The organism is Kitasatospora sp. NPDC047058 (assembly GCF_040643935.1).
Taxonomy (GTDB): domain Bacteria; phylum Actinomycetota; class Actinomycetes; order Streptomycetales; family Streptomycetaceae; genus Kitasatospora.
Map to the genome: position 1 here is coordinate 1 of NZ_JBEYVJ010000124.1, position 20,203 is coordinate 20,203.

At 72.8% G+C, this 20,203-nt stretch carries 16 protein-coding genes, 1 tRNA gene and 3 pseudogenes; 12 read left to right on the forward strand and 8 right to left on the reverse strand.

Annotated elements, in window-relative coordinates; all coding sequences use genetic code 11:
* Positions 1–96: 96 nt before the first annotated feature.
* From ABZ885_RS19860 to ABZ885_RS19875, 4 genes and pseudogenes are all read left to right on the forward strand, one after another.
* Positions 97–312, forward strand: a pseudogene (locus ABZ885_RS19860) (redoxin domain-containing protein); the annotation flags it as partial.
* Between the two features lie 203 nt (positions 313–515).
* Positions 516–1,091 carry a TerD family protein gene (locus tag ABZ885_RS19865; protein WP_360189999.1) on the forward strand — a complete coding sequence of 192 codons (576 nt, stop codon included), beginning with the start codon at positions 516–518 and terminating at the stop codon, positions 1,089–1,091.
* 299 nt (positions 1,092–1,390) lie between these two features.
* On the forward strand, positions 1,391–1,966 hold the full coding sequence (locus tag ABZ885_RS19870; RefSeq protein WP_360189957.1) for a TerD family protein: 576 nt from the start codon (positions 1,391–1,393) through the stop codon (positions 1,964–1,966).
* 61 nt (positions 1,967–2,027) lie between these two features.
* Complete coding sequence (locus ABZ885_RS19875) at positions 2,028–3,137, forward strand: DUF475 domain-containing protein (RefSeq protein ID WP_360189960.1); 1,110 nt, start codon at positions 2,028–2,030, stop codon at positions 3,135–3,137.
* Positions 3,138–3,253: 116 nt separating this feature from the next.
* Here ABZ885_RS19875 and ABZ885_RS19880 read toward each other — a convergent pair whose 3' ends face one another.
* Positions 3,254–4,483: a DUF2637 domain-containing protein gene (locus ABZ885_RS19880; protein WP_360189963.1), complete on the reverse strand. Its 1,230-nt coding sequence runs from the start codon at positions 4,481–4,483 to the stop codon at positions 3,254–3,256.
* Between the two features lie 501 nt (positions 4,484–4,984).
* On the opposite strand from ABZ885_RS19880, the gene ABZ885_RS19885 reads away from it, so the two are divergent.
* Positions 4,985–5,725 carry a Tellurium resistance gene (locus ABZ885_RS19885; protein WP_360189966.1) on the forward strand — a complete coding sequence of 247 codons (741 nt, stop codon included), beginning with the start codon at positions 4,985–4,987 and terminating at the stop codon, positions 5,723–5,725.
* A gap of 39 nt (positions 5,726–5,764) precedes the next feature.
* Here the strand turns inward: ABZ885_RS19885 and ABZ885_RS19890 are convergent, their stop codons facing one another.
* Positions 5,765–6,925 carry a TerD family protein gene (locus ABZ885_RS19890; RefSeq protein ID WP_360189969.1) on the reverse strand — a complete coding sequence of 387 codons (1,161 nt, stop codon included), beginning with the start codon at positions 6,923–6,925 and terminating at the stop codon, positions 5,765–5,767.
* 556 nt (positions 6,926–7,481) lie between these two features.
* On the opposite strand from ABZ885_RS19890, the gene ABZ885_RS19895 reads away from it, so the two are divergent.
* From ABZ885_RS19895 to ABZ885_RS19905, 3 genes are all read left to right on the forward strand, one after another.
* Positions 7,482–8,792 (forward strand): HpcH/HpaI aldolase/citrate lyase family protein, encoded by a 1,311-nt coding sequence (locus ABZ885_RS19895; protein WP_360189972.1) that lies wholly within the window; start codon positions 7,482–7,484, stop codon positions 8,790–8,792.
* A gap of 199 nt (positions 8,793–8,991) precedes the next feature.
* Positions 8,992–11,568, forward strand: a complete 2,577-nt coding sequence (locus ABZ885_RS19900; RefSeq protein WP_360189975.1) for a phosphoribosyltransferase — start codon at positions 8,992–8,994, stop codon at positions 11,566–11,568.
* A 5-nt stretch (positions 11,569–11,573) separates the two neighbouring features.
* On the forward strand, positions 11,574–12,437 hold the full coding sequence (locus tag ABZ885_RS19905) for an HAD family hydrolase (RefSeq protein WP_360189978.1): 864 nt from the start codon (positions 11,574–11,576) through the stop codon (positions 12,435–12,437).
* A 167-nt stretch (positions 12,438–12,604) separates the two neighbouring features.
* Here the strand turns inward: ABZ885_RS19905 and ABZ885_RS19910 are convergent, their stop codons facing one another.
* From ABZ885_RS19910 to ABZ885_RS19920, 3 genes are all read right to left on the reverse strand, one after another.
* Positions 12,605–12,829, reverse strand: coding sequence for a zinc ribbon domain-containing protein (locus ABZ885_RS19910; RefSeq protein ID WP_360189981.1), 225 nt, complete (start codon positions 12,827–12,829; stop codon positions 12,605–12,607).
* A gap of 19 nt (positions 12,830–12,848) precedes the next feature.
* Positions 12,849–13,319 (reverse strand): DUF4442 domain-containing protein, encoded by a 471-nt coding sequence (locus ABZ885_RS19915; RefSeq protein ID WP_360189984.1) that lies wholly within the window; start codon positions 13,317–13,319, stop codon positions 12,849–12,851.
* Positions 13,320–13,428: 109 nt separating this feature from the next.
* The gene (locus ABZ885_RS19920) at positions 13,429–14,763 is read right to left on the reverse strand and encodes a hypothetical protein (RefSeq protein WP_360189987.1); all 1,335 of its coding nucleotides are present in this window, start codon (positions 14,761–14,763) and stop codon (positions 13,429–13,431) included.
* Positions 14,764–14,972: 209 nt separating this feature from the next.
* On the opposite strand from ABZ885_RS19920, the gene ABZ885_RS19925 reads away from it, so the two are divergent.
* A tRNA-Val gene (locus tag ABZ885_RS19925) sits at positions 14,973–15,047 on the forward strand.
* Positions 15,048–15,111: 64 nt separating this feature from the next.
* Here ABZ885_RS19925 and ABZ885_RS19930 read toward each other — a convergent pair.
* Positions 15,112–15,343 (reverse strand): annotated as a pseudogene (locus ABZ885_RS19930) (tyrosine-type recombinase/integrase); the annotation flags it as partial.
* Between the two features lie 49 nt (positions 15,344–15,392).
* Positions 15,393–15,824: a helix-turn-helix domain-containing protein gene (locus ABZ885_RS19935; protein WP_360189990.1), complete on the reverse strand. Its 432-nt coding sequence runs from the start codon at positions 15,822–15,824 to the stop codon at positions 15,393–15,395.
* A gap of 96 nt (positions 15,825–15,920) precedes the next feature.
* Between ABZ885_RS19935 and ABZ885_RS19940 the strand changes: the two genes are divergently transcribed.
* Positions 15,921–16,271, forward strand: a complete 351-nt coding sequence (locus ABZ885_RS19940) for a DoxX family protein (protein ID WP_360189993.1) — start codon at positions 15,921–15,923, stop codon at positions 16,269–16,271.
* 122 nt (positions 16,272–16,393) lie between these two features.
* Here ABZ885_RS19940 and ABZ885_RS19945 read toward each other — a convergent pair.
* Positions 16,394–16,471 (reverse strand): annotated as a pseudogene (locus ABZ885_RS19945) (3-oxoacyl-ACP reductase); the annotation flags it as partial.
* 194 nt (positions 16,472–16,665) lie between these two features.
* On the opposite strand from ABZ885_RS19945, the gene ABZ885_RS19950 reads away from it, so the two are divergent.
* Positions 16,666–17,397, forward strand: a complete 732-nt coding sequence (locus ABZ885_RS19950) for a VIT family protein (RefSeq protein ID WP_360189996.1) — start codon at positions 16,666–16,668, stop codon at positions 17,395–17,397.
* 111 nt (positions 17,398–17,508) lie between these two features.
* A complete protein-coding gene (locus ABZ885_RS19955; RefSeq protein WP_360190002.1) occupies positions 17,509–20,118 on the forward strand; it encodes an ATP-dependent Clp protease ATP-binding subunit in 2,610 nt (869 codons plus the stop codon).
* Positions 20,119–20,203 lie beyond the last annotated feature (85 nt).

Consider the following 20,203-nt stretch of genomic DNA (forward strand, 5'->3'; position numbering starts at 1 on the left):
AGTACGGGGCCATTCGTCGCACGATCTACGCGGCGAAATACCTGTCGGACGAGGGCTACCGGCGCAAGATCGCCCGACAGCTGAACCCGGGCGAGCGCCGACCAGGAGGGCCTGGACTACCCGCTGCTCTCCGACTTCTGGCCGCACGGCGAGGTCTCCCGCGCCTACGGCGTCTTCAACGAGGAGAAGGGCTGCGCCGTCCGCGGCACCTTCGTGATCGACAAGGCCGGCGTGGTCCGCTGGAGCGTCGTGAACGACCTGCCGGACGCCCGGGACGAGCAGGAGTACCTGAAGGTCCTCGCCTCGCTCTGAGCCCCCGCTCCGACCCGCGCCACCCCGCGGGCCCGGCCCGGCTGAGATTCGAACAGCCACGCCGGGCCCGTTCCCTGCCCAGGACGGGAACCCGGCACTACGATCGGTCCGTTGGCTGGTCAGAGGCCCGGGGCAACCGCCTCCGGTGCCTTGAACCGCACCACGGGGGCACCAGCGCGTGCCTCCCGATTCTTGGAGGACAAGTGGGTGTCAGCCTGAGCAAGGGCGGCAATGTCTCGCTCACCAAGGAGGCCCCCGGCCTGACCGCCGTGGTCGTCGGTCTTGGCTGGGACGTCCGTACCACCACCGGCACGGACTTCGACCTGGACGCCAGCGCCCTGCTCTGCAACGACCAGGGCAAGGTCGGCACGGACGGCAACTTCGTCTTCTTCAACAACCTGAAGAGCCCCGACGGCTCGGTCGAGCACACCGGCGACAACCTCACCGGTGAGGGCGAGGGCGACGACGAGCAGATCAAGGTCAACCTGGCCGGCGTCCCGGCGGACGTGGCCAAGATCGTCTTCCCGGTGTCGATCTACGACGCCGAGAACCGGACCCAGAACTTCGGCCAGGTCCGCAACGCGTTCATCCGCGTGGTGAACCAGGCCGACAACAAGGAGCTGGCCCGGTACGACCTCTCCGAGGACGCCTCGACCGAGACCGCCATGGTCTTCGGCGAGCTGTACCGCAACGGCGCCGAGTGGAAGTTCCGCGCCATCGGCCAGGGCTACGCCTCCGGCCTGCGCGGCATCGCCCAGGACTTCGGCGTCAACGTCTGAGTCGGGCACGGGCCCGCACGGGCCTGACGGAGTACCACCGGCCGGGGCGGCCGCGGGCGCGAGTGCGCCGGCGGCCGCCCCGGCCGTGTCGTTCGGGCGCGTGCGGCCGTGCGCCGGTGCGCCCGTGGTGCCGGCGGCCGGCCCGGCTCCGGTGCGGGCCGCCGCCCCGGCTTCGTCCTGGCCCGGCGCACTGGAAGGATAGGAGTTCAGGAAGTTCAGCCGGCCGGAAGAGGCCGGGCGGGGCCGCGGGGGAATAGACCTGAGATGCGCCCCGGGAGGCAAAGGGAGGAAGGACAGCCATGAGTGTCACGCTCGCCAAGGGTGGAAACGTCTCGCTCACCAAGGCCGCGCCGAATCTGACGCAGGTGCAGATCGGCCTCGGCTGGGACGCCCGCTCGACGACCGGTGCGCCCTTCGACCTCGACGCCAGCGCGCTGCTCTGCTCGGGAGGGCGGGTGCTCGGCGACGAGTACTTCGTCTTCTACAACAACCTGAAGAGCCCCGAGGGCTCGGTCGAGCACCAGGGCGACAACCTCACCGGTGACGGCGAGGGTGACGACGAGGTCGTGCTGGTCAATCTTGAACTCGTCCCGCCGCAGGTGGACAAGGTGGTCTTCCCGGTGTCGATCTACGACGCCGAGTCGCGGCTGCAGAACTTCGGCCAGGTGCGCAACGCGTACATCCGGGTGGTCAACTCCCTGGACGGCCAGGAGATCGCGCGCTACGACCTGACCGAGGACGCGTCCAGCGAGACCGCGATGATCTTCGGCGAGCTGTACCGCTACGCGGGCGAGTGGAAGTTCCGCGCGGTCGGCCAGGGGTACGCCTCGGGCCTGCGCGGCATTGCTCTCGATTTCGGCGTAAACGTACAGTAACGGCGCGAATCACCGTCTTCCGACGGTTCGACGCCATGAACTCGAAAGGTAACCAAGTCCCGTGTTCCTCCGCACATTCGGCTGGTCATTCGCGATCACCGTCATCGGGCTGATCGCAGCCGGCCTGCTCTGGGGAGCCGAAGGATTCGGCATCGTCCTGATCCTCTCGATCCTGGAGATCTCCCTGTCGTTCGACAACGCGGTGGTCAACGCCACGGTGTTGAAGCGGATGAACCCGTACTGGCAGAAGATCTTCCTCACCGTCGGCGTGCTGATCGCCGTCTTCGGCATGCGGCTCATCTTCCCGCTGCTGGTGGTCGGCCTCACCGCGCACCTCAGCCCCGCGACCGTCATCGACCTCGCGCTGCACTCGGACCAGACGTACGAGGGCATGACGTACGCCCAGTACCTGGAGGCCGCCAACCCGGCCATCGCGGCCTTCGGCGGCATCTTCCTGCTGATGATCTTCCTCGACTTCATCTTCGAGGAGAAGGACTACAACTGGCTGGCCTGGATCGAGCGTCCGCTGGAGAAGGTCGGCAAGCTGGACGCCTTCTCGACGGTCGTCGCGCTGGTCTCGCTGCTGCTGGCGTCCAACTTCTTCGCGGGTGAGCACGCCGAGACGGTGCTGCTCGCCGGCGTGCTCGGCCTCGTCACCTACCTCTCCGTGAACGGGCTCTCCTCGGTCTTCGAGGCGGGCCTGGAGGAGGAGGCCGAGAAGGAGGAGGAGGACGAGAAGAACGGCAAGTCCATCGTCCAGGTCGGCGGCAAGGCCGCGTTCTTCCTCTTCATGTACCTGGAGGTCCTGGACGCGTCGTTCTCCTTCGACGGCGTGGTCGGCGCGTTCGCCATCTCCAGCGACATCTTCCAGATCACCCTGGGCCTCGGCATCGGCGCGATGTACATCCGCTCGCTGACCGTCTTCCTGGTCCGCAAGGGCACCCTGGACGACTACGTGTACCTGGAGCACGGCGCGCACTACGCGATCGGTGCGCTCTCGGTGATCCTGCTGGTGGGCATCGAGTACCACATCCCGGAGATCGTCACCGGCCTGATCGGCGTCGCCTTCATCGGCCTCGCGCTCGGCTCGTCGATCCTGCGCAACCGCCGTGAGGCCGCCGAGGGCGGCGAAGGCGGCGGGGAACGGGAACTGGTGAGCAGCGGCAAGTAGCGCCGGCCGCACGCACCCGCGCAACACGGAACGGCCGTCCCCCCGGGAGTGGGGGGACGGCCGTTGCGTTTTCGCGGCGCGGGTGCCGCCGCGGCGCAGGTGCTGCCGTGCCGCGGTCAGCCGAGCTGCTGCTCGATGGCGCGCAGCTTGCGCTCCAGCGAGTCCAGCTTGGGCATCGACAGGGTGTCGTCGTCGGCCGTCAGGTCGATGGCCGGACTGCGGTAGGCCGAGGAGGACGACGTCGAGGAGCCGCTGCCGCTGCGGTACGGCGACTCGTCGGTGGAGCTCGCGTACGAGGAACCGGAGTAGGAGGAGCCGGAGTACGAGGAGGAGCCGGAGTAGGACGAGGAGCCGGAGTGCGAGGAGCCGGACGAGGACCCGACGGCGGCGCGCGGGCGGCGGCCGGTCTCCAGGACGCTCCGCGAGGAGGCCTCGAGCGCCGGGGAGGCGGTCTGGGAGGGGGCGTCGGCCTCGGAGGCTAGGGCAGGCTCCGTAGCGCTCGGGCCGTCGCCGGCGGCGGTCAGCGCGGGCACCTGGCGGCCGCCGCGGGCCCGGGAGAGCATGCCGCCCTGGCGGGAGATGGCCTTGAGCTCGGCGCGCTCGCGACGGTCGGCGGTCCGGGCCCGCACCTTGGCGTCCAGCTTCGCCTGGCGCTCCTCGCGCACCTCCTCGACCGCCTCGTCCAGGCTGCGGACGTTCTCCAGCAGCATCAGCGACCAGGCGGCGTAGGTCTCGCGGGGGGCGCGCAGCCAGCGCACGATGCGGATCTGCGGCAGCGGGCGGGGCACCAGGCCCTGCTCGCGCAGCGCGGCCTTGCGGGTCTGCTTCAGTGCGCGGTCGAACAGGATCGCGGCCGAGATCGACATGCCGGAGAAGAACTGCGGGGCGCCGTCGTGCGACACGCCGCGCGGGGCGTGCACCCAGTTGAACCAGGCCGAGGCGATCGCGAACACCCAGACCAGCAGGCGCGAACCGAGTGCCGCGTCACCGTGGCTGGCCTCGCGCACGGCGAGCACCGAGCAGAACATCGCCGCGCCGTCCAGGCCGAACGGGACGAGGTACTCCCAGCCGTTGGACAGGCCCAGGTTCTCCTTGCCGAAACCCACCAGGCCGTGGAACGACAGTGCGGCCGCGACGCCGGCGCAGCAGAACAGCAGGACGTAGGAGGAGATCCCGTAGATCATTTCCTTGCGGCGGCGGCGCTCCTCGCTGCGCTCCCAGGAGTCGCCCGACTCCTCGGTCCTGCCGTTGTTCTTGAAGCGCAGCGTCGCCACCAGGATGGCGGTGAACAGCAGGGCTGCGCCGCCGATGACGGTCCAGACCAGCTGTATGGAGGTCAGGTTCATTGCGGGTCGGGCCTCGGGTTTCCGCAGGGGACAGGTCACAGTGCGACACAGGCGGTCAGGTCCGTCCCCGGGACCGGGCCTGACGGTGCGTCATTGCTGTCGGCGCGCCCGTTGCCACCCGGGGGAGGGGTGGACGGGACACCTGTGCGGCAAGACGATATCGCGTCCGAGGGTGCGGCATGTTACGGGAGGGGAGCTTCGTCCTGCCAATCGACCTGCCGGTGCGGGGCGTTGGGTTCGGGGCGGGCGCCTTCCGAGCTCCGGGTCCGTGCTCCGGGTCTGTGCTCCGGGTCCGTGCTCCGGGTCCGCGCTTCCGGTGCGTGCCGCCGGCCGGTGTCCGCGGTGTGGTGGCGGGTAGGGGAACGTCCGGACGCGGTGTGCCGGCCGGGTGGCGGGATCCGGTGCCCGGTGGGCGGGTTCGGCTACCCGGCGGGCCGGCTGATGCCCGATCATGGAGCGGCGGACCGTCGGACCTGCTGGCGGGAGCTGGGGAGGACTGGGATGGCCTCGATTTGGGAGTACCTGCGCGGGGAGCGGAACACCCTCGACCCGGGCGGGCAGCACAAGGTCACGCTCACCAAGTCGACCCCGCAGCACGCGATCACCGGGGCCGCGGCGACCACCGGGTACCTCTACGTCAACCTGCACTGGACCACCCGGATAGGAGCCCCGCGCCCGTCCGGCCGGGAAGCCCTCAAGCGCTGGTTCAGCCCGCGCATCCTCAGCCCGATGGAGCCGGACTCGCAGCAGGGCGCGCAGGTGAACGTCGACCTCGACCTGGCCTGCATGTACGAACTGACCGACGGCAGCCGGGGCGTGGTGCAGCCGCTCGGCGGCTACTTCGGCGACCTGCAGCGCGCGCCCTACGTCAAGCTCAGCGGCGACGACCAGTACGGGGCGCCGTCCGGCGAGACGATGTACGTCAACCTGGAGAAGAAGGACCAGTTCAAGCGGCTGCTCGTGTTCGTCTACATCTACGACGGGACGCCCGCGTTCGAGCAGGCCAACGCGGTGGTGACGATCGTGCCGCAGACCGGTCCGCGGATCGAGATCAAGCTGGAGGAGCGGGCTCCGGCGGCGCGCTCCTGTGCGGTGGTGCTGATCGAGAACACCGGGGACAACACGCTGACGGTCCGCCGTGAGGTCCGGTACGTGAACGGGTTCCAGGCGGACATCGACCGGTTGTACGGCTTCGGGATGCAGTGGCAGCGCGGTTACAAGAACGCCTCGGGGCCGGAGTAGCCGCCGGCGGGGCCGGCCGATCCGGCTTCGGCCGCCGGGTCAGCGCGGTTGGAACTGCGGGCCCTGCGGCGGCAGCGCGAACTCCTCGGCGGCGGCCGGGGGCTGGTGGGCCTGCTGGGGGTGCGGCTGCTGGGGGTGCGGGGCGGTGTTCGGCTGCGGGTAGCCGTAGCCGCCGGGCTGCTGGGCCTGCTGCTGCGGCGGGTAGCCGTAACCGTGGGACGGCTGGTTCGGCGCGTGCTGGGGCTGCGGGTAGGGCTGCTGCTGCGGCTGCGGGTAGCCGTACCCCGGGCGCTGGGCCTGCGGCGGGTAGCCGTAGCCGCCCGGCTGGGGCTGCTGGGGCTGCTGGGGGTGTGGGGCGGTGTTGGGCTGCGGGTAGCCGTACCCCGGCTGCGGGGTCGGCGGAGCCTGCGGCACCGGCGGCAGGGTGGGCGGGGACGTCGGCGGCGGGGGAGTGTTGGCGGGCACGGCCGGTGCCGCGGCCTGGCCGCCGGCCGGCGCGGACGTCGGCAGCGGGACCGCAGGGGCCAGCGTGAAGGTGCCCGGCTCCGGCCGTGCGGCCGGGCGCGGGTCCGGCAGGGCGGCGCGCGGGTCGGTGGCGGGGGCGGGGGCGTTCTGCGGGGCGGCGGGCAAGCCGGCCCGGGGCTCGGCCGACTCGTCCTCGACGGTGATGCCGAAGTCGGTGGCCAGGCCGATCAGCCCGGAGGCGTACCCCTGGCCGACGGCCCGGAACTTCCACGCCCCGGCCCGGCGGTAGAGCTCGCCCGCGACCATGGCGGTGACCTCGTCGGCCTCGGGCATCGCGAACTCGGCGAGCGCGGGTGCGCCCTCGCCGGCGGCCGCGTCGAAGATCAGCACCCGCAGCCCGGTCACCGAGCGGAACGAACCGCCCTCGGAGGAGCCGGCCAGCACCACCCGGTCCACGTCGGCCGGCAGCTTGCCGAGCTCGGCCTCCACGGTGTCCGCGATCTCGGCGCCGCCGGCGGTCTGCTGCTTGGGCAGGTGGCGCACCAGCCCCGAGGGGTGGCGCGGCTGGTTGTAGAAGACGAAGTCGGCATCCGAACGGACCCTGCCGTCGGCGCCGAGCAGCAGCGCGGAAGCGTCCACGTCCGGCGCACCGGGCGTCGCGCTCCAGCGCAGCACGGCGCGGACCCCCGCCACCGGCAGTGCGATGTTGGCGCCCTTGGCCATCACGTGCGTCATAGCCGACCATCCTGCCTGTTCGCCACCCCTTCGGACAACGTGACCGAAGGTGGCGAAACGGTAGGACTTTGCCAACGCTTGCGCTTTGTGAAGCGGAGGGTAACCTTCCGAGAATTCGATGTTTCGGAACCGGGTTCGGCCGGAAGTCGTCCGTACGATGGGCGGCCAGAAGACCCCGGGGGGTTCGGCAGGGGGGTGTCAGCAGCGCGCACCCGGGAACCACCACACCCGGCGGGCCGGTTAACCAGGTGAGGCCCCGTACTCAGGGCCGGGTCCCGGCCACTTCCGTTCCGACCACAGCAGCCCGCCTCCGACCCCGAAGCCCCCGCCCCGCATCCTGCCCCGAATCCCGTTCCGATCCTGCTCCGATCCCTGTCCTGATCCCTGTCCCGATCCCTGCCCCGACGCCACGCCGGCCCGGTGCCCGGCCGGTCCGAGGCCGATCGGCCCGGCGCACCCGGGCGGCGCGGCAGCCACCCGCCCGCGCCCCCGCCGCACACCCCGAACCCCTTCGCACCCGCCCGAACGGCGGTCCGCAACCCCTGAGGAGAGCATCTTGCGCCATTTCGGCCACCTCGCCGACGACGTACGCGGCCGGCTCTTCCTCGAACAGCCCCGGGCCTTTTCCTCGGAGAGTGACGCGGCCGTGCTGGCCACCGCGCTCGGCGCGACCCTGTACAGCCCGGCCACCAGGCCCACGCTGCGCGCCGACATCCGGAAGCAGGCCGCCCGGGGCGTGGTCTCCATGGTGCTCTGCCTGGAGGACTCGATCGCCGACCACGAGGTGACCGCCGCCGAGGCCAACCTGGTCGCGCAGCTCGGTGAGCTGTTCGGTGAGGTGGCGGGGGCGGCTGGGGCCGCGGGGGCAGCTGGGGCTGCGGAGACGGCCGGGGCCGCCGGGGTTGCTGAGAGTGACCGGGTTGCCGAGGGTGACGGGGCTGTCGGGGCTGTCGAGAGCAGCACAATCTCCACTGATTGCACACAGGACCTTCCCCTCCTCTTCGTCCGAGTGCGCACCGCCTCCCAGATCGGCGACCTCGCCGGCCGGCTCGGTCCGGCGGTCCGGCTGCTCACCGGCTTCGTGCTGCCGAAGTTCACCGACGAGAACGGCACCGAGTACCTGGAGGCGCTCGCCGCCGCCGAGGCCGCCACCGGCCGGCGGCTGTTCGCCATGCCGGTCCTCGAATCCCCCGAGCTGGCCCACCTGGAGACCCGCCGCGAGCAGCTCTTCGGCATCGCCCGCCTGCTGGAGAAGTACCGCGAGCGCGTCCTCGCCGTCCGCCTCGGCGTCACCGACCTCTGTTCCGCGTACGGCCTGCGCCGGTCGCCCGACCTGACCGCGTACGACGTCGCCCTGGTCGCGGCGGTGATCGGGGACGTGGTCAACGTGCTCGGCAGGGCCGACGGTACCGGATTCACCGTGACCGGGCCGGTCTGGGAGTACTTCCCGGTCCAGGAGCGGATGTTCAAGCCGCAGCTGCGCCGCACCCCGTTCGCCGAGGCCGATCCCTCCGGGGAGGCGGTGCGGCAGCGGATCATCGAGCACGACCTGGACGGGCTGATCCGCGAGTTCGAGCTGGACCGGGCCAACGGCCTGCTCGGCAAGACCTGCATCCACCCCAGCCACGTGCCCGCCGTGCACGCCCTCTCGGTCGTCACACACGAGGAGTACTGCGACGCCCGGGACATCCTCGACCAGGAGCGCGGCGGTGGCGGGGTACTGCGCTCGGCGTACACCAACAAGATGAACGAGGCCAAGCCGCACCGGGCCTGGGCCGAGCGCGTACTGCTGCGGGCGGAGGTGTTCGGGGTGGCCCGGGAGGACGTCAGCTTCGCGGAGCTGCTCTCGGCCTGCTTGTGCGGGTGAGGCGCCGCCCGTACCGACTGCTCCGACCCGCCCCGTTCGCCCCGGGGCCGCGTGACCCGCAGCCCCTTCGTACGAACCGCACTCGTACAACCGCACTCGTACGACCCGATGCGTACGACCTGTACTCCTACGACCCGACGCGTACGACCCGCACTCGTACGACCCGCACGACTCCGCACCATCGAAGGCAGGACCAGCAGTGACAGCACAGCAAGAGTGGACCGGCCGCTGGGTGGCCGACCGGGCCGGCGTCGGCCTGACCGGCTCGGACCGGCTCCCGGAACTCGTCGGACTGGCCCTGCGCGAGAACCGCAAGCGCGCCCACCTGCTGGTCTCCACGGTGCTCGGCAAGCACGTGCCGCAGCGGCCGTCCGTGGTGCACGGCGCGGGCCTCGACCTCGGCCGCCGGGTGCGCGAGCTGCTCGGCGAGGAGGCGGCCGCCCGGGCCGTCGTGCTCGGCTACGCCGAGACCGCGACCGGGCTCGGCCACAGCGTCGCCGACGGCCTGGACGCCCCGTACCTGCACTCCACCCGCCGCCCGGTGGCCGGCCTGACCCCGGTCGGCGGCTTCGAGGAGGAGCACTCGCACGCCACCTCCCACCTGCTGCTGCCCGCAGACCCCGCGCTGCTCGCCGGGGAGGGCCCGCTGGTGCTGGTGGACGACGAGTTCTCCACCGGCAACACCGTCCTCAACACCATCCGCGACCTGCACTCCCGCCACCCCCGCGACCACTACGTCGTGGTGGCCCTGGTCGACCTGCGGGACGACACCGACCGCCGCCGGCTGGCCGACACCGCCGCCGAACTCGGCACCCGGCTCGACCTGGTGGCCACCGCCAGCGGAGGGGTCGACCTGCCGGCCGACATCCTGGACCGCGCCGAGCGCCTGATCGCCGAGGCCGGCCCGGCGCCGGAGCCGCCGGTCGCCCCGGCCGCCCCGCTGGTCCGGGTCGACCTGGACTGGCCCGCCGGCCTGCCGGACGGTGGCCGGCACGGCTTCACCGCCGCGCACCGCGGTCAACTGGAAGCGGTGCTCCCGCCGTTGGCCGCGCAGCTGGCCGAGGCGCTGGGCGCCGGCCGTGCCGGCTCCGCGGACGAGGGCCGGGTGCTGGTGCTCGGCTTCGAGGAGCTGATGTACGCGCCCCTGCGCCTGGCCGGCGCGCTCGCCGACCTCCTGCCGGGCGGCGACGAGCGGGTCCGCTACTCGACCACCACCCGCTCGCCCGTCCTCGCCGTGGACGACCCGGGCTACGCCATCCGCACCCGGCTGGCCTTCCCCGCCCACGACGACCCGGAGGACGCCGCCCCGCGCGAGCGCTTCGCCTACAACGTCGCCCCCGGTACCGACCCGGCGCGCCGCTTCGGCACCGTCGTGCTGGTGGTGGACGACGTCGCCGACACCCCCGCCCTGCACGAGGGCGAGCGGGCCCTGCTGACCCAGCTGCGCCGGGTCACCGACCGGGTGGTGCTCGCCGTGCTGCCCTCGCACCGGCCGTCGCCGGTGTCGGCTCCGGTTTCGGGGCCGCAGTCGGCTCCGGTGTCGGAGGCGGTGTCGGTTCTGGTATCGGAGGCGGTGTCGGCCGAGGTGTCGTCGCCGCAGCCGGATTCCGTGTCGGCCGCGGTACCGGGCCAGCTGCCCGGCCCGCTGCGGGGGCCCGCGTTCTCCTCGTACCGTCCGGACGAGGTGGCCTGGCTGCTCAAGGACCTCTCCGACATCCCGCTGGAGGCCCCCACCGAGGAGCGGGAGGAGGCGGTCCAGAACGGCGGCGCCCACTACGCCGAGTCGCTGCCGGTCGAGTACCAGCCCAGCCCCGAGTACCAGGAGCTGTTCCACCAGGCGCTGCGGATCTCCGCCCGCCGGATCGCGCTCGCCGTCGGCACCGTCGCCGAGACGCTCGTCCGGGAGCGCGGCCGCGGCCTGGTGCTCGCCTCGCTGGCCCGGGCCGGCACGCCGGTCGGCGTGCTGATCCGCCGCTGGCTCGCCTTCGCCCACGGTCTGGACACCCCGCACTACGCCGTCTCGATCATCCGCGGCCGCGGCATCGACCCCGTCGCCCTGCGCTACCTGGACGCCCACCACCACGCCCCCGACGTGGTGTTCGTCGACGGCTGGACCGGCAAGGGCGCGATCACCCGCGAACTCGCCGCGGCGCTGGAGGGATCGGCCTTCGACCCCGGGCTGGCCGTTCTCGCCGACCCCGGCCGCTGCGTCCGCACCTACGGCACCCGGGACGACTTCCTGATCCCGTCCGCCTGCCTCAACTCCACCGTATCCGGCCTGATTTCGCGCACCGTGCTGCGCGCCGACCTGATCGGCCCGGACGACTTCCACGGCGCCAAGCACTACACCGACCTGGCCGGAGGGGACGTCTCCGGAGCGTTCCTGGACACCGTCGCCGACCACTTCGCCGCCGTCCGGGAGGAGGTCGCCGCCGCCGCGGACCGGCTCGCCACGGAGGACCGGACCCCGGACTGGGCCGGCTGGGCGGCCGTCGAGCGGATCAGCACCGAGTACGAGATCGACAACGTCAACCTGGTGAAGCCCGGCGTCGGCGAGACCACCCGGGTGATGCTGCGCCGCGTCCCCTGGCGGGTGCTGGCCCGCCGCGGCGCCGGCGCCGACCTCGACCACGTGCGTCTGCTCGCCGCCCAGCGCGGCGTCCCCGTCGAAGAGGTGGACGACCTGCCGTACTCGTGCGTCGGCCTGATCCACCCCCGCTACAGCCGTGGAGCGACCGGCGCCTCCGGCACGGCCGTCCTGACGAAGGAGTCCTGAGCCCGATGAGCAGCACCAGCAGCTTCCTGGTCGCGAGCGACCTCGACCGCACGCTGATCTACTCCAACCGCGCCCTCGCACTCGACGTGCCCGACCGGCTCGCGCCGCGTCTGCTCTCGGTCGAGGTGCACGACGGCAAGGCGCTCTCGTTCATGACCGAGCAGGCGGCCGCTCTGCTGGCGGGGCTGGCCCGGGAGGCCCTCCTCGTCCCCGCCACCACCCGGACCAGGACGCAGTACGAGCGGGTCAACCTGCCCGGCCCGACGCCCGGTTGGATCCCCGCGTACGCGATCTGCAGCAACGGCGGGCGCCTGCTGGTGGACGGCGTGCCGGACGAGGACTGGCAGGCGGAGGTGGCCGGCCGGCTGGCCACCGCGTCGGTGCCGCTGGCCGAGGTGGTGGAGCACCTGGCGATCTGTGCCGACCCGGAGTGGACGCACAAGCGGCGGGTCGCCGACGACCTCTTCGCCTACCTGGTGGTGGAACGCGCCGGCCTGCCGGCCGGCTGGCTGGACGAGCTCACCGGCTGGTGCGCCGAGCGCGGCTGGAACGTCTCGCTCCAGGGCCGCAAGGTGTACGCGGTGCCGGCGCCGCTCAGCAAGAGCGCGGCGCTGGCGGAGGTCGAGCGCCGGGTCGGCGGCGCGACCGTCCTGGCCGCCGGGGACTCGCTGCTCGACGCCGACCTGCTGCTCGCCGCCGACGCCGCCTGGCGCCCCGGGCACGGCGAACTCGCCGACACCGGGTGGACGGCCCCCGGCGTCACCGCCCTCGACCAGGTGGGCGTGGCGGCGGGGGAGGAGATCGTCCGTCAGTTCCTGGCCCGGGTCCGCGGCGAGGTGGACGCGGTGGACGTCGTCGCCGCCGGGTGACCTCCGTCAGGTGACGGCGGGAGGTCCCGCCGGGAGGTCTGCCGGGTGGCTTCCGTCAGGTGACGGCGGGAGGTCCCGCCGGGAGGTCTGCCGGGTGGCTTCCGTCAGGTGACGGCGGGAGGTCCGCCGGGGGCGTCCGTCGGGACGCCCCCGCGGCGGGCGGTGCCTCAGCCGCAGCAGCCGCCCCCGCAGCAGCCGCCGCCTCCGCCCCCGGACGGGGCCTGCCGCGGGGCGCTGCCGGAGGCCGCGCCGGTGACGGCGACGGTCGACAGCAGCTTCACGGTGTCCTCGTGCCCCTGCGGGCAGACCGCGGGGTCGTTGGCCTGCGCCATCGTGCGGCGGAGTTCGAAGGTGGCGCCGCAGGAGCGGCAGCGGAAGTCGTAGCGTGGCATACCCGCAGGGTACCCAGCCTCAGGCGGTGCGGCGCTTCTCCCGGACGTAAAGCTGCTTGCGCACCCGGGCCACCACCGAGCCGTCCGCCGACAGGACCTCGGTGTCGAACCAGACCAGGGCCTTCTTGCCCTCCTGGGTGAGCTCGCGGATCTCGGCCAGCCGGTCGTCGGTGAGCACGAACTCGGCGAAGATGTCGCCGCGCCCGGGCGAGACGAAGCTGATCTCGGCGGCGGCGTCCCAGACCACGTAGTCGCGGCCGAGGTTCTGCATCACCAGCAGCATCCAGAACGGGTCGGTCATCGCGAAGATCGACCCGCCGAAGTGCGTGCCCACGTAGTTGCGGTTCAGCCGCCCCAGCCGGAGCCGGACCTTCGCCCGCCGGTAGTCGTCCGAGACGCCCAGCACCTTGATCCCGGCGAACAGGAACGGCGGCCAGAGGTTGATCCCGCGCCGGAACGTGCGGGCGGGGAGGTTGCGCTTACGAGCCATGGCGCGACTCTAGCCCACGAAGTTACTCGCGGGTAACCCCTTCCTTCCGCCCCTCACGCGCTCCCGCCGGTGCGGGCCTTGTCCGCGCCCGCATTGTCCGCGGCCGCCCCTACCGGTGCCCTCCGATGTCCCCGCGGATCATCCCCACCACCTGGGCCGCCGCCTCCCGCACCCCCGCCAGCTCGGTCAGGAAGTGCCAGTAGTCGGGGTGCCGACCGGCCGACTCCAGCTCCGCCACCGCCCGGTCCAGCCGTCCGACCGCCGCGTCCAGCGGGCCGGCGTGCCGCGGGTCCGGCGACTGCCGCCCCGCCATCGCCAGCCGCTGGGCGTCGCGCAGGGCGAACCGGGTGCGCTCGATCTCCCGATTCGGGTCGTGCTGCACCTCGTTCAGCTGCCGCAGACGCTCGTTCACGGCGACCACCGAGCCGTCCGCGGTGTTCAACAGGGCGCGCACCGTCCCGATCGCGCCGGTCGCGTCCGCCCAGCGCTGCTCGTCACGCGCCCGCGCCGCCTCGTTGAGCTTCGCCTCCGCCGCGCGCCCCGTTTCGGCCACCTGATCCGGCACCCGCTGGAGGTCCTGCCAGCACGCGGTCGAGAACCGCCGGCGCAGCTCGCTCAGCGCCGGCTCCACCGTCGCGGCCTTCGTTTCCAGCGCCTGGATCCGGGTCCGCAGGCTGGCCACCCGTCGGTCGATCTCCCGCGCCCGCTCCGGCAGGTGCTCCGCATCCGCGGCGACCGCCTCGGCCCGCTCCTTCACCCGCTCCGCACGCTGCAGCGTCGCCGGCACCCCGTGCCGGGCCGCGCCCTCGTTCAACCGCCCCAACTCCGGCGCCAGCTCGGCCAGCCGGGCCGCCAGGTCGTCCGCCTTCAGCCCGGCCCCGCGCACCGCCTCCAGCGCGTTGGTCGCCGCGAGCAGCGCCCGCTTCGCCTGCTCCACCGCCGGCGTCACCCGCATCAGCTGCGACTCGGCGTGGTCCAGCACCGGCTGCAGCCGCTGCAGGAACCCGTTCAGCTCCGCCTGCGCCTGCCCCAGCTGCCCCTTCACGTCCTCCAGCTGATGCCGGGCCCGCGCCGCCGCCCCGGACTCCAGCTCCTCCGCGTCCAGGTCGTGCGCGTCCAGCGCGGCCAGGTAGTTCACGGTCACCTGGTCGACCCGGCCGGAGATCGCCGCGAAGTCCGCCGCCGCCCGCTGCGCCGTCGCACTGTCCCCGGCCGCACGCACCGTCTCCACGGCCAGCCGCACCTCGCGCTGCGTCGAGTCCAGCTCGTAGAAGGCCTGCTGCGCCGCGTCCCGGGCCGCCCTGGCGTCCGCCCGCATGCCCTCACCACCGCGCCGCCCCCACCAGCCGCCGCCCCGCCCGGCCCCGGTACCCCCGAACGCCGCCGCCCCGGCCGCCCCCAGCGCACCCGCCACCACCAGCGGCAACACCAGCGCCTCGGCCACCGCACTCCCCGGCCGCCGCCCCCGCCTGCTCCCGCCGGCCACCCTCACTGCGCGCTCCCTGCTCCGACCGCTGATCCACCGCCCATTCTTCCCGATCACCCCGTTCCACCGGCACCCCACCCGTCCCACTCCCCGACCACCTGCACCGCGCCACCCCGGGGACCAGGTACTCTAGGCAGTCGTCGTCGCCCCACCCGGGCCACGACCGGGGGCGCGTAGCTCAGCGGTAGAGCGCTGCTCTTACAAAGCAGATGTCGGCGGTTCGAAACCGTCCGCGCCCACCAGTACGGATGCCCCGGACCGATCTCGGTCCGGGGCATCTGACGTCTCGACCTGACGGCAGTGGTGCCGCTTGAGCAGCCGGTCCATGTTGCCGAGCGCGTCGGGTGTCCTGTGCCACGTGGGTGTAGACGTTCATCAGCCCGATTTGGCCGTGCCCCAGGATCTCCATCACCCGCGGCGGCACGCCGCAAGCCGTCAGCAGCGTTGCGCACCCGTGCCGGGCGTCGTATAGCCGGACTGTCGAGATGCCGGCGGCCTCGGACACCCGGACGAACGAGCGGTAGACGTCGGTCGGCTCGTCCTGTCGCATTCGGTGGCAGCGCAGGGCGGGTTCCGCTTGGCATCGATCAGAAACGGTTCAGACTCTCGTCAGCAGGAGGGGTCTTCACCAGGGGCACCCGGTCCGCCTCGGTGGTGCTGGCCGCCTCGGCCGATTCCCGGAAGGTGACGACCGCCTCGCCGTTCTCGCGTGCCCATGCGGTGAGCATCCTGATGGGCTCCTCCAGGGTTCGCCCGAGATCGGTCAGGCAGTACTCCACGCGCGGCGGCGCCTCGGCGTACGCGTGCCGCTCGACGAGCCCGTTGGCCTGGAGCCGGCGCAGCGTCTGGGTCAGTACCTTGCGCGAGATGCCGCCGCTGAGCTCGACCAGTTCGCCGTGGCGCAACGGGCCGTCGGTCAGTGCGAAGAGCGTGACCATGGACCACTTGCTGGCGATGATCTCCATGGCCAGCAGAGCGGGGCAGTCGGCGAGGAAGGCAACTCCGGGTCGCAGGCTCATGCGCCGAAGGTTACCTGGAGGTACCTGACGGCCGCCTATCGTCATCGAGGTGCGCACACCTCCTTGCTCACGTCTCGCATGATTGAGGTTTCAGCCGTGTTCGTTTCCCTTGCCGTCGTCACCGTGGCCATGTCGGCGCTTCTCCTGATATCTGCCGGAGCCAAGTCTCTGCGGACGCGCCACATCACCGAGCAGATGTCCACCCTCGGAGTACCGCAGAGCATGATGGCGTTCCTGATCGGTGCTCAGATCGCGGGAGCGACAGGTGCGATCGCCGGACTCTGGTGGGGATCCGTCGGAATCGCCGCCGCGATCGGCCTGACGCTCTACTTCGCCGGGGCGGTCGCCTTCCACCTGCGCGTCGGCGACCACAAGGGCGCGTCTCCGGCGGCGGTCCTCGCCATGGCCTCCGTCGCCCTGATCGTGTTGCACGCCGCCGTCCTCTGATCCGCTGTGACGACGCCGACCGGCGACATGGATCAGCGGCCGCATCCACTGCTCAGTGGCTGGTGGTGCCTCGTGATCGTCGATCGGCGACGCCGCGCAGGGACAACCGGCCAACTCCCGCGTCAGCGGGTGGTGTGGGCGCCGCCGTTGAGGTGGAGGGTTTGGCCGGTGAGGTGGCGGGCGCCGGGGGAGGCGAGGAAGTGGGCGGTGTGGGCGGTGTCGGCGGGGGGCCGGGGCGGTTGGTGTGGGTTTCGGCGATCAGGGCTGCGCGGCGTGCGGCGCAGGGCGGTCCGGGCGACCATCGAGAGGGCGGGGAGGACGCCGAGGTCTGACAGGCCGGCCCGTGAGCGCCCGGGCCGGGGGCGGACCGAGCCGTGACAGGGAGTGGTCCTGGATGGGCGAGCGCCCCGCCGGGGTGAGCGCGGCCGACGCGGGCGGCAGCAGCAGGGCCGAGCTGTCCGCGCGGCTCAACTGGCTGCGCGCCGCCGTGCTCGGCGCCAACGACGGCGTCGTCTCCACGGCGGGCATCGTGACCGGTGTCGCCGGTGCGTCCGGTTCGCGGACGGCGCTGCTCGCGGCGGGTGTGGCGGGGCTGCTGGCGGGGGCGATGTCGATGGCGGCCGGGGAGTACGTCTCGGTGAGCACCCAACGCGACACCGAGCAGGCCGCGTTGGCGAAGGAACGGCGCGAGCTCGCCGAGGACCCGGCGGGCGAGCTGGAGGAGCTGACCGGGTTCTTCCGCGGCAGCGGGCTCGACGACCGGCTGGCCCACGAGGTCGCCGTGGCGCTCACCGAGCGGGACGCGCTCGCCGCGCACGCCCACACCGAGCTGGGCATCGACCCGAAGGCGCTGACCAATCCCTGGCAGGCGGCGCTCGCCAGCGCGGCCGCCTTCACCCTGGGCGCGCTGGTGCCGCTGTTCGCCGTGCTGTTGCCGCCGGAGTCCTGGCGGCTGGCGGCGACGGTGCTCTCCGTGCTGGCGGCGCTCACCGCGTCGGGGTGGACGAGCGCGCGGCTGGGCGGCGCGGGCCCGGGCCGGGCGGTGCTGCGCAATGTGGTGGGCGGCATGCTGGCGATGGTCGTCACCTACAGCGGCGGCGTGCTGCTCGACCACGTCACGGGCTGACGGGGCGCGTTCCACGAGGGGCGAGGGCGGCTGCCCGCCGAGAGGCGGCCCGTCCCGGCCTGTGTTTTGGTGGCCCCAAGACCCGCTTGGGAGAGGTGATCCACCGTGACGATGCCCCCGTTCGGATCGAACGATCCGTTCTCCGACCTGCTCAGCCGGTTCTTCGGAATGAGCCCGCTGGCCTCCCCGCCCGCGGTGCAGCGGGTGCCGATCGGGCGGCTGCTGAGCGAGTCCTCGCAGGAGCTGCTGGCGCTCGCCGCACGGCGCGCCGCGGAGGACGGGAGCCGTGACCTGGACACCGGGCACCTGCTGTGGGCCGCCACCCGGGTGGACCCCTCGCGCCGGATGCTGGAGCGCGCGGGCATCGACCCGGACCGGCTGGCCGACGACGTGAGCAAGGAGCTGCCGGCCGGCGGCGTGCAGGTCGGGCCGGGTGGGCCGGGCGGGCAGCCTTCGCTCACCCCGTCGGCCAAGCGCGCACTGCTCGCCGCGCACGCCCGCTCGCAGGCGGCCGGCGCCTCCTACATCGGTCCGGAGCACATCCTCGCCGCACTGTTGGAGGAGGAACGTTCGGGCGCGGGCGTGGCCCTGCACAACGCCGCGCCCTCGCAGGAGGCGCTGCGCACGGTGCTGGACGGCCGCGGTGTCGGAGGCGAACGCAGCAGCACCGGCGCGCACCCGAGCCGGACGCCGACGCTGGACGAGTACGGCCGGGACCTCACCGCGGAGGCGCGGGCCGGCCGGCTGGACCCGGTGGTGGGGCGGGCCGAGGAGATCGAGCAGACCGTCGAGATCCTCTCCCGGCGGACCAAGAACAACCCGGTGCTGATCGGCGAGCCGGGCGTCGGCAAGACCGCGATCGTGGAGGGCCTGGCGCAGCGGATCGTCTCCGGGGACGTTCCGCAGAGCCTCAAGGAGAAGCGCGTGGTCACCCTTGACCTCACCGCGCTGGTGGCGGGCTCCAAGTACCGGGGTGAGTTCGAGGAGCGGCTGAAGACGGTGATCGACGAGGTCACGGCCGCCGACAAGGGCGTGATCCTCTTCCTCGACGAGCTGCACACCGTGGTCGGTGCGGGCGCGGGCGGCGAGGGCTCGATGGACGCGGGCAACATCCTCAAGCCGGCCCTGGCCCGCGGCGAGCTGAGCGTGGTCGGCGCCACCACGCTGGACGAGTACCGCAGGCACGTCGAGAAGGACGCCGCGCTGGAGCGGCGCTTCCAGCCGGTGCTGGTGCCCGAGCCGACCGTCGGGGAGACCGTCGAGATCCTGCACGGGCTGCGCGACGCGTACGAGGCGCACCACCAGGTGCGGTTCACCGACGAGGCGCTGGCCGCCGCGGCGACCCTCTCGGACCGGTACGTCAGCGACCGCTTCCTCCCGGACAAGGCGATCGACCTGCTGGACCAGGCGGGTGCCCGGGTGCGGCTGCGCAGCCTCAGCGGTTCGACCGAGGCGGTGCCGGTGCAGGCGCGGATCACCAAGCTGCGCCGGGAGCTGGAAGAGGCCGTGGCGGACGAGGAGTTCGTGCGGGCCGCCAACCTCAAGACCGAGCTGCGGCAGACCGAGGACGAGCTGGCCGCGCTGGCCGAGTCGCGCGAGGAGGTCGTCGCGGTCACCGCGGAGGACATCGCGCAGGTGCTGTCGGGGCGGACCGGCATCCCGGTCGCCGAGCTGACCGCGACCGAGCGGGAGCGGCTGCTCAGGCTGGAGGAGCACCTGCACGAGCGGGTGATCGGCCAGGACGAGGCGGTCACCGCGGTCGCCCAGGCGGTGCGGCGCGGCCGGGCCGGGATGGGTGACCCGGAGCGGCCGACCGGCTCCTTCCTCTTCCTCGGGCCGACCGGTGTCGGCAAGACCGAGCTGGCCAAGGCGCTGGCGGCGCTGCTGTTCGGCGACCCGGACCGGATGATCCGCTTCGACATGAGCGAGTTCCAGGAGAAGCACACCGTCTCCCGGCTGGTCGGCTCCCCGCCCGGGTACGTCGGCTACGACGAGGCCGGCCAGCTCACGGAGGCGGTCCGCCGCAAGCCGTACAGCGTGCTGCTCTTCGACGAGGTGGAGAAGGCGCACCCGGACGTCTTCAACCTGCTGCTCCAGGTGTTGGACGACGGGCGGCTGACCGACTCCCAGGGGCGTACGGTCGACTTCCGCAACACCGTGGTGATCATGACCAGCAACATCGGCTCGCAGCGGATCCTCGACCACGCGGGGAACGTCGACGCCCGGAGCGGAGCTCCCGATCCGGCGCTGCGGGACGACCTGATGCGCGATCTGCGGCAGCGGTTCCGCCCCGAGTTCCTCAACCGGATCGACGAGGTGATCGTCTTCCAGGCGCTCACCCGGAAGGACCTGCTCAAGGTGGTCGACCTGATGCTGGACCGCAGCCGGCGCCGGCTGAAGGCGCAGGACGTGCTGCTGGAGGTCACCGAGGGGGCCAAGGAGTGGCTGGTGAACCGGGGTCACCAGCCGGAGTTCGGGGCGCGGCCGCTGCGCCGGACCATCCAGTCGGAGCTGGACAACCGGATCTCCAACCTGCTGCTGGACGGGAGCGTGCGGGCGGGGGACACGCTGATCGCGGAGGTGGGCGACGGGGAGCTGGTGGTGACGCCGGCCCGGTCGGAGCGCTCGGCGACCGGGGAGGAGGCCGGGGAGCGGGCCGAGGAGGAGTCCGGGGCGAAGGTCGGGGCGAAGGCTGGCGCGAAGGCGGCCGCGGAGGGATGAGGGGGTGGGGCGGGGGAGCGGCGGGGTGCGGGGGGTGTGCCCGGGGGGTACGCCCCGGCGCAACCCCCCGGGGGGGCGGCGGGGC

Bases quoted from the DNA above. Each gene is read 5' to 3' on its own strand.
- ABZ885_RS19870 (WP_360189957.1), top strand. From the start codon at position 1,391: ATGAGTGTCACGCTCGCCAAGGGTGGAAACGTCTCGCTCACCAAGGCC.
- ABZ885_RS19880 (WP_360189963.1), bottom strand. From the start codon at position 4,483: ATGAACCTGACCTCCATACAGCTGGTCTGGACCGTCATCGGCGGCGCA.
- ABZ885_RS19885 (WP_360189966.1), top strand. From the start codon at position 4,985: ATGGCCTCGATTTGGGAGTACCTGCGCGGGGAGCGGAACACCCTCGAC.
- ABZ885_RS19890 (WP_360189969.1), bottom strand. From the start codon at position 6,925: ATGACGCACGTGATGGCCAAGGGCGCCAACATCGCACTGCCGGTGGCG.
- ABZ885_RS19905 (WP_360189978.1), top strand. From the start codon at position 11,574: ATGAGCAGCACCAGCAGCTTCCTGGTCGCGAGCGACCTCGACCGCACG.
- ABZ885_RS19910 (WP_360189981.1), bottom strand. From the start codon at position 12,829: ATGCCACGCTACGACTTCCGCTGCCGCTCCTGCGGCGCCACCTTCGAA.
- ABZ885_RS19915 (WP_360189984.1), bottom strand. From the start codon at position 13,319: ATGGCTCGTAAGCGCAACCTCCCCGCCCGCACGTTCCGGCGCGGGATC.
- ABZ885_RS19935 (WP_360189990.1), bottom strand. From the start codon at position 15,824: ATGAGCCTGCGACCCGGAGTTGCCTTCCTCGCCGACTGCCCCGCTCTG.
- ABZ885_RS19950 (WP_360189996.1), top strand. From the start codon at position 16,666: ATGGGCGAGCGCCCCGCCGGGGTGAGCGCGGCCGACGCGGGCGGCAGC.
- ABZ885_RS19955 (WP_360190002.1), top strand. From the start codon at position 17,509: ATGCCCCCGTTCGGATCGAACGATCCGTTCTCCGACCTGCTCAGCCGG.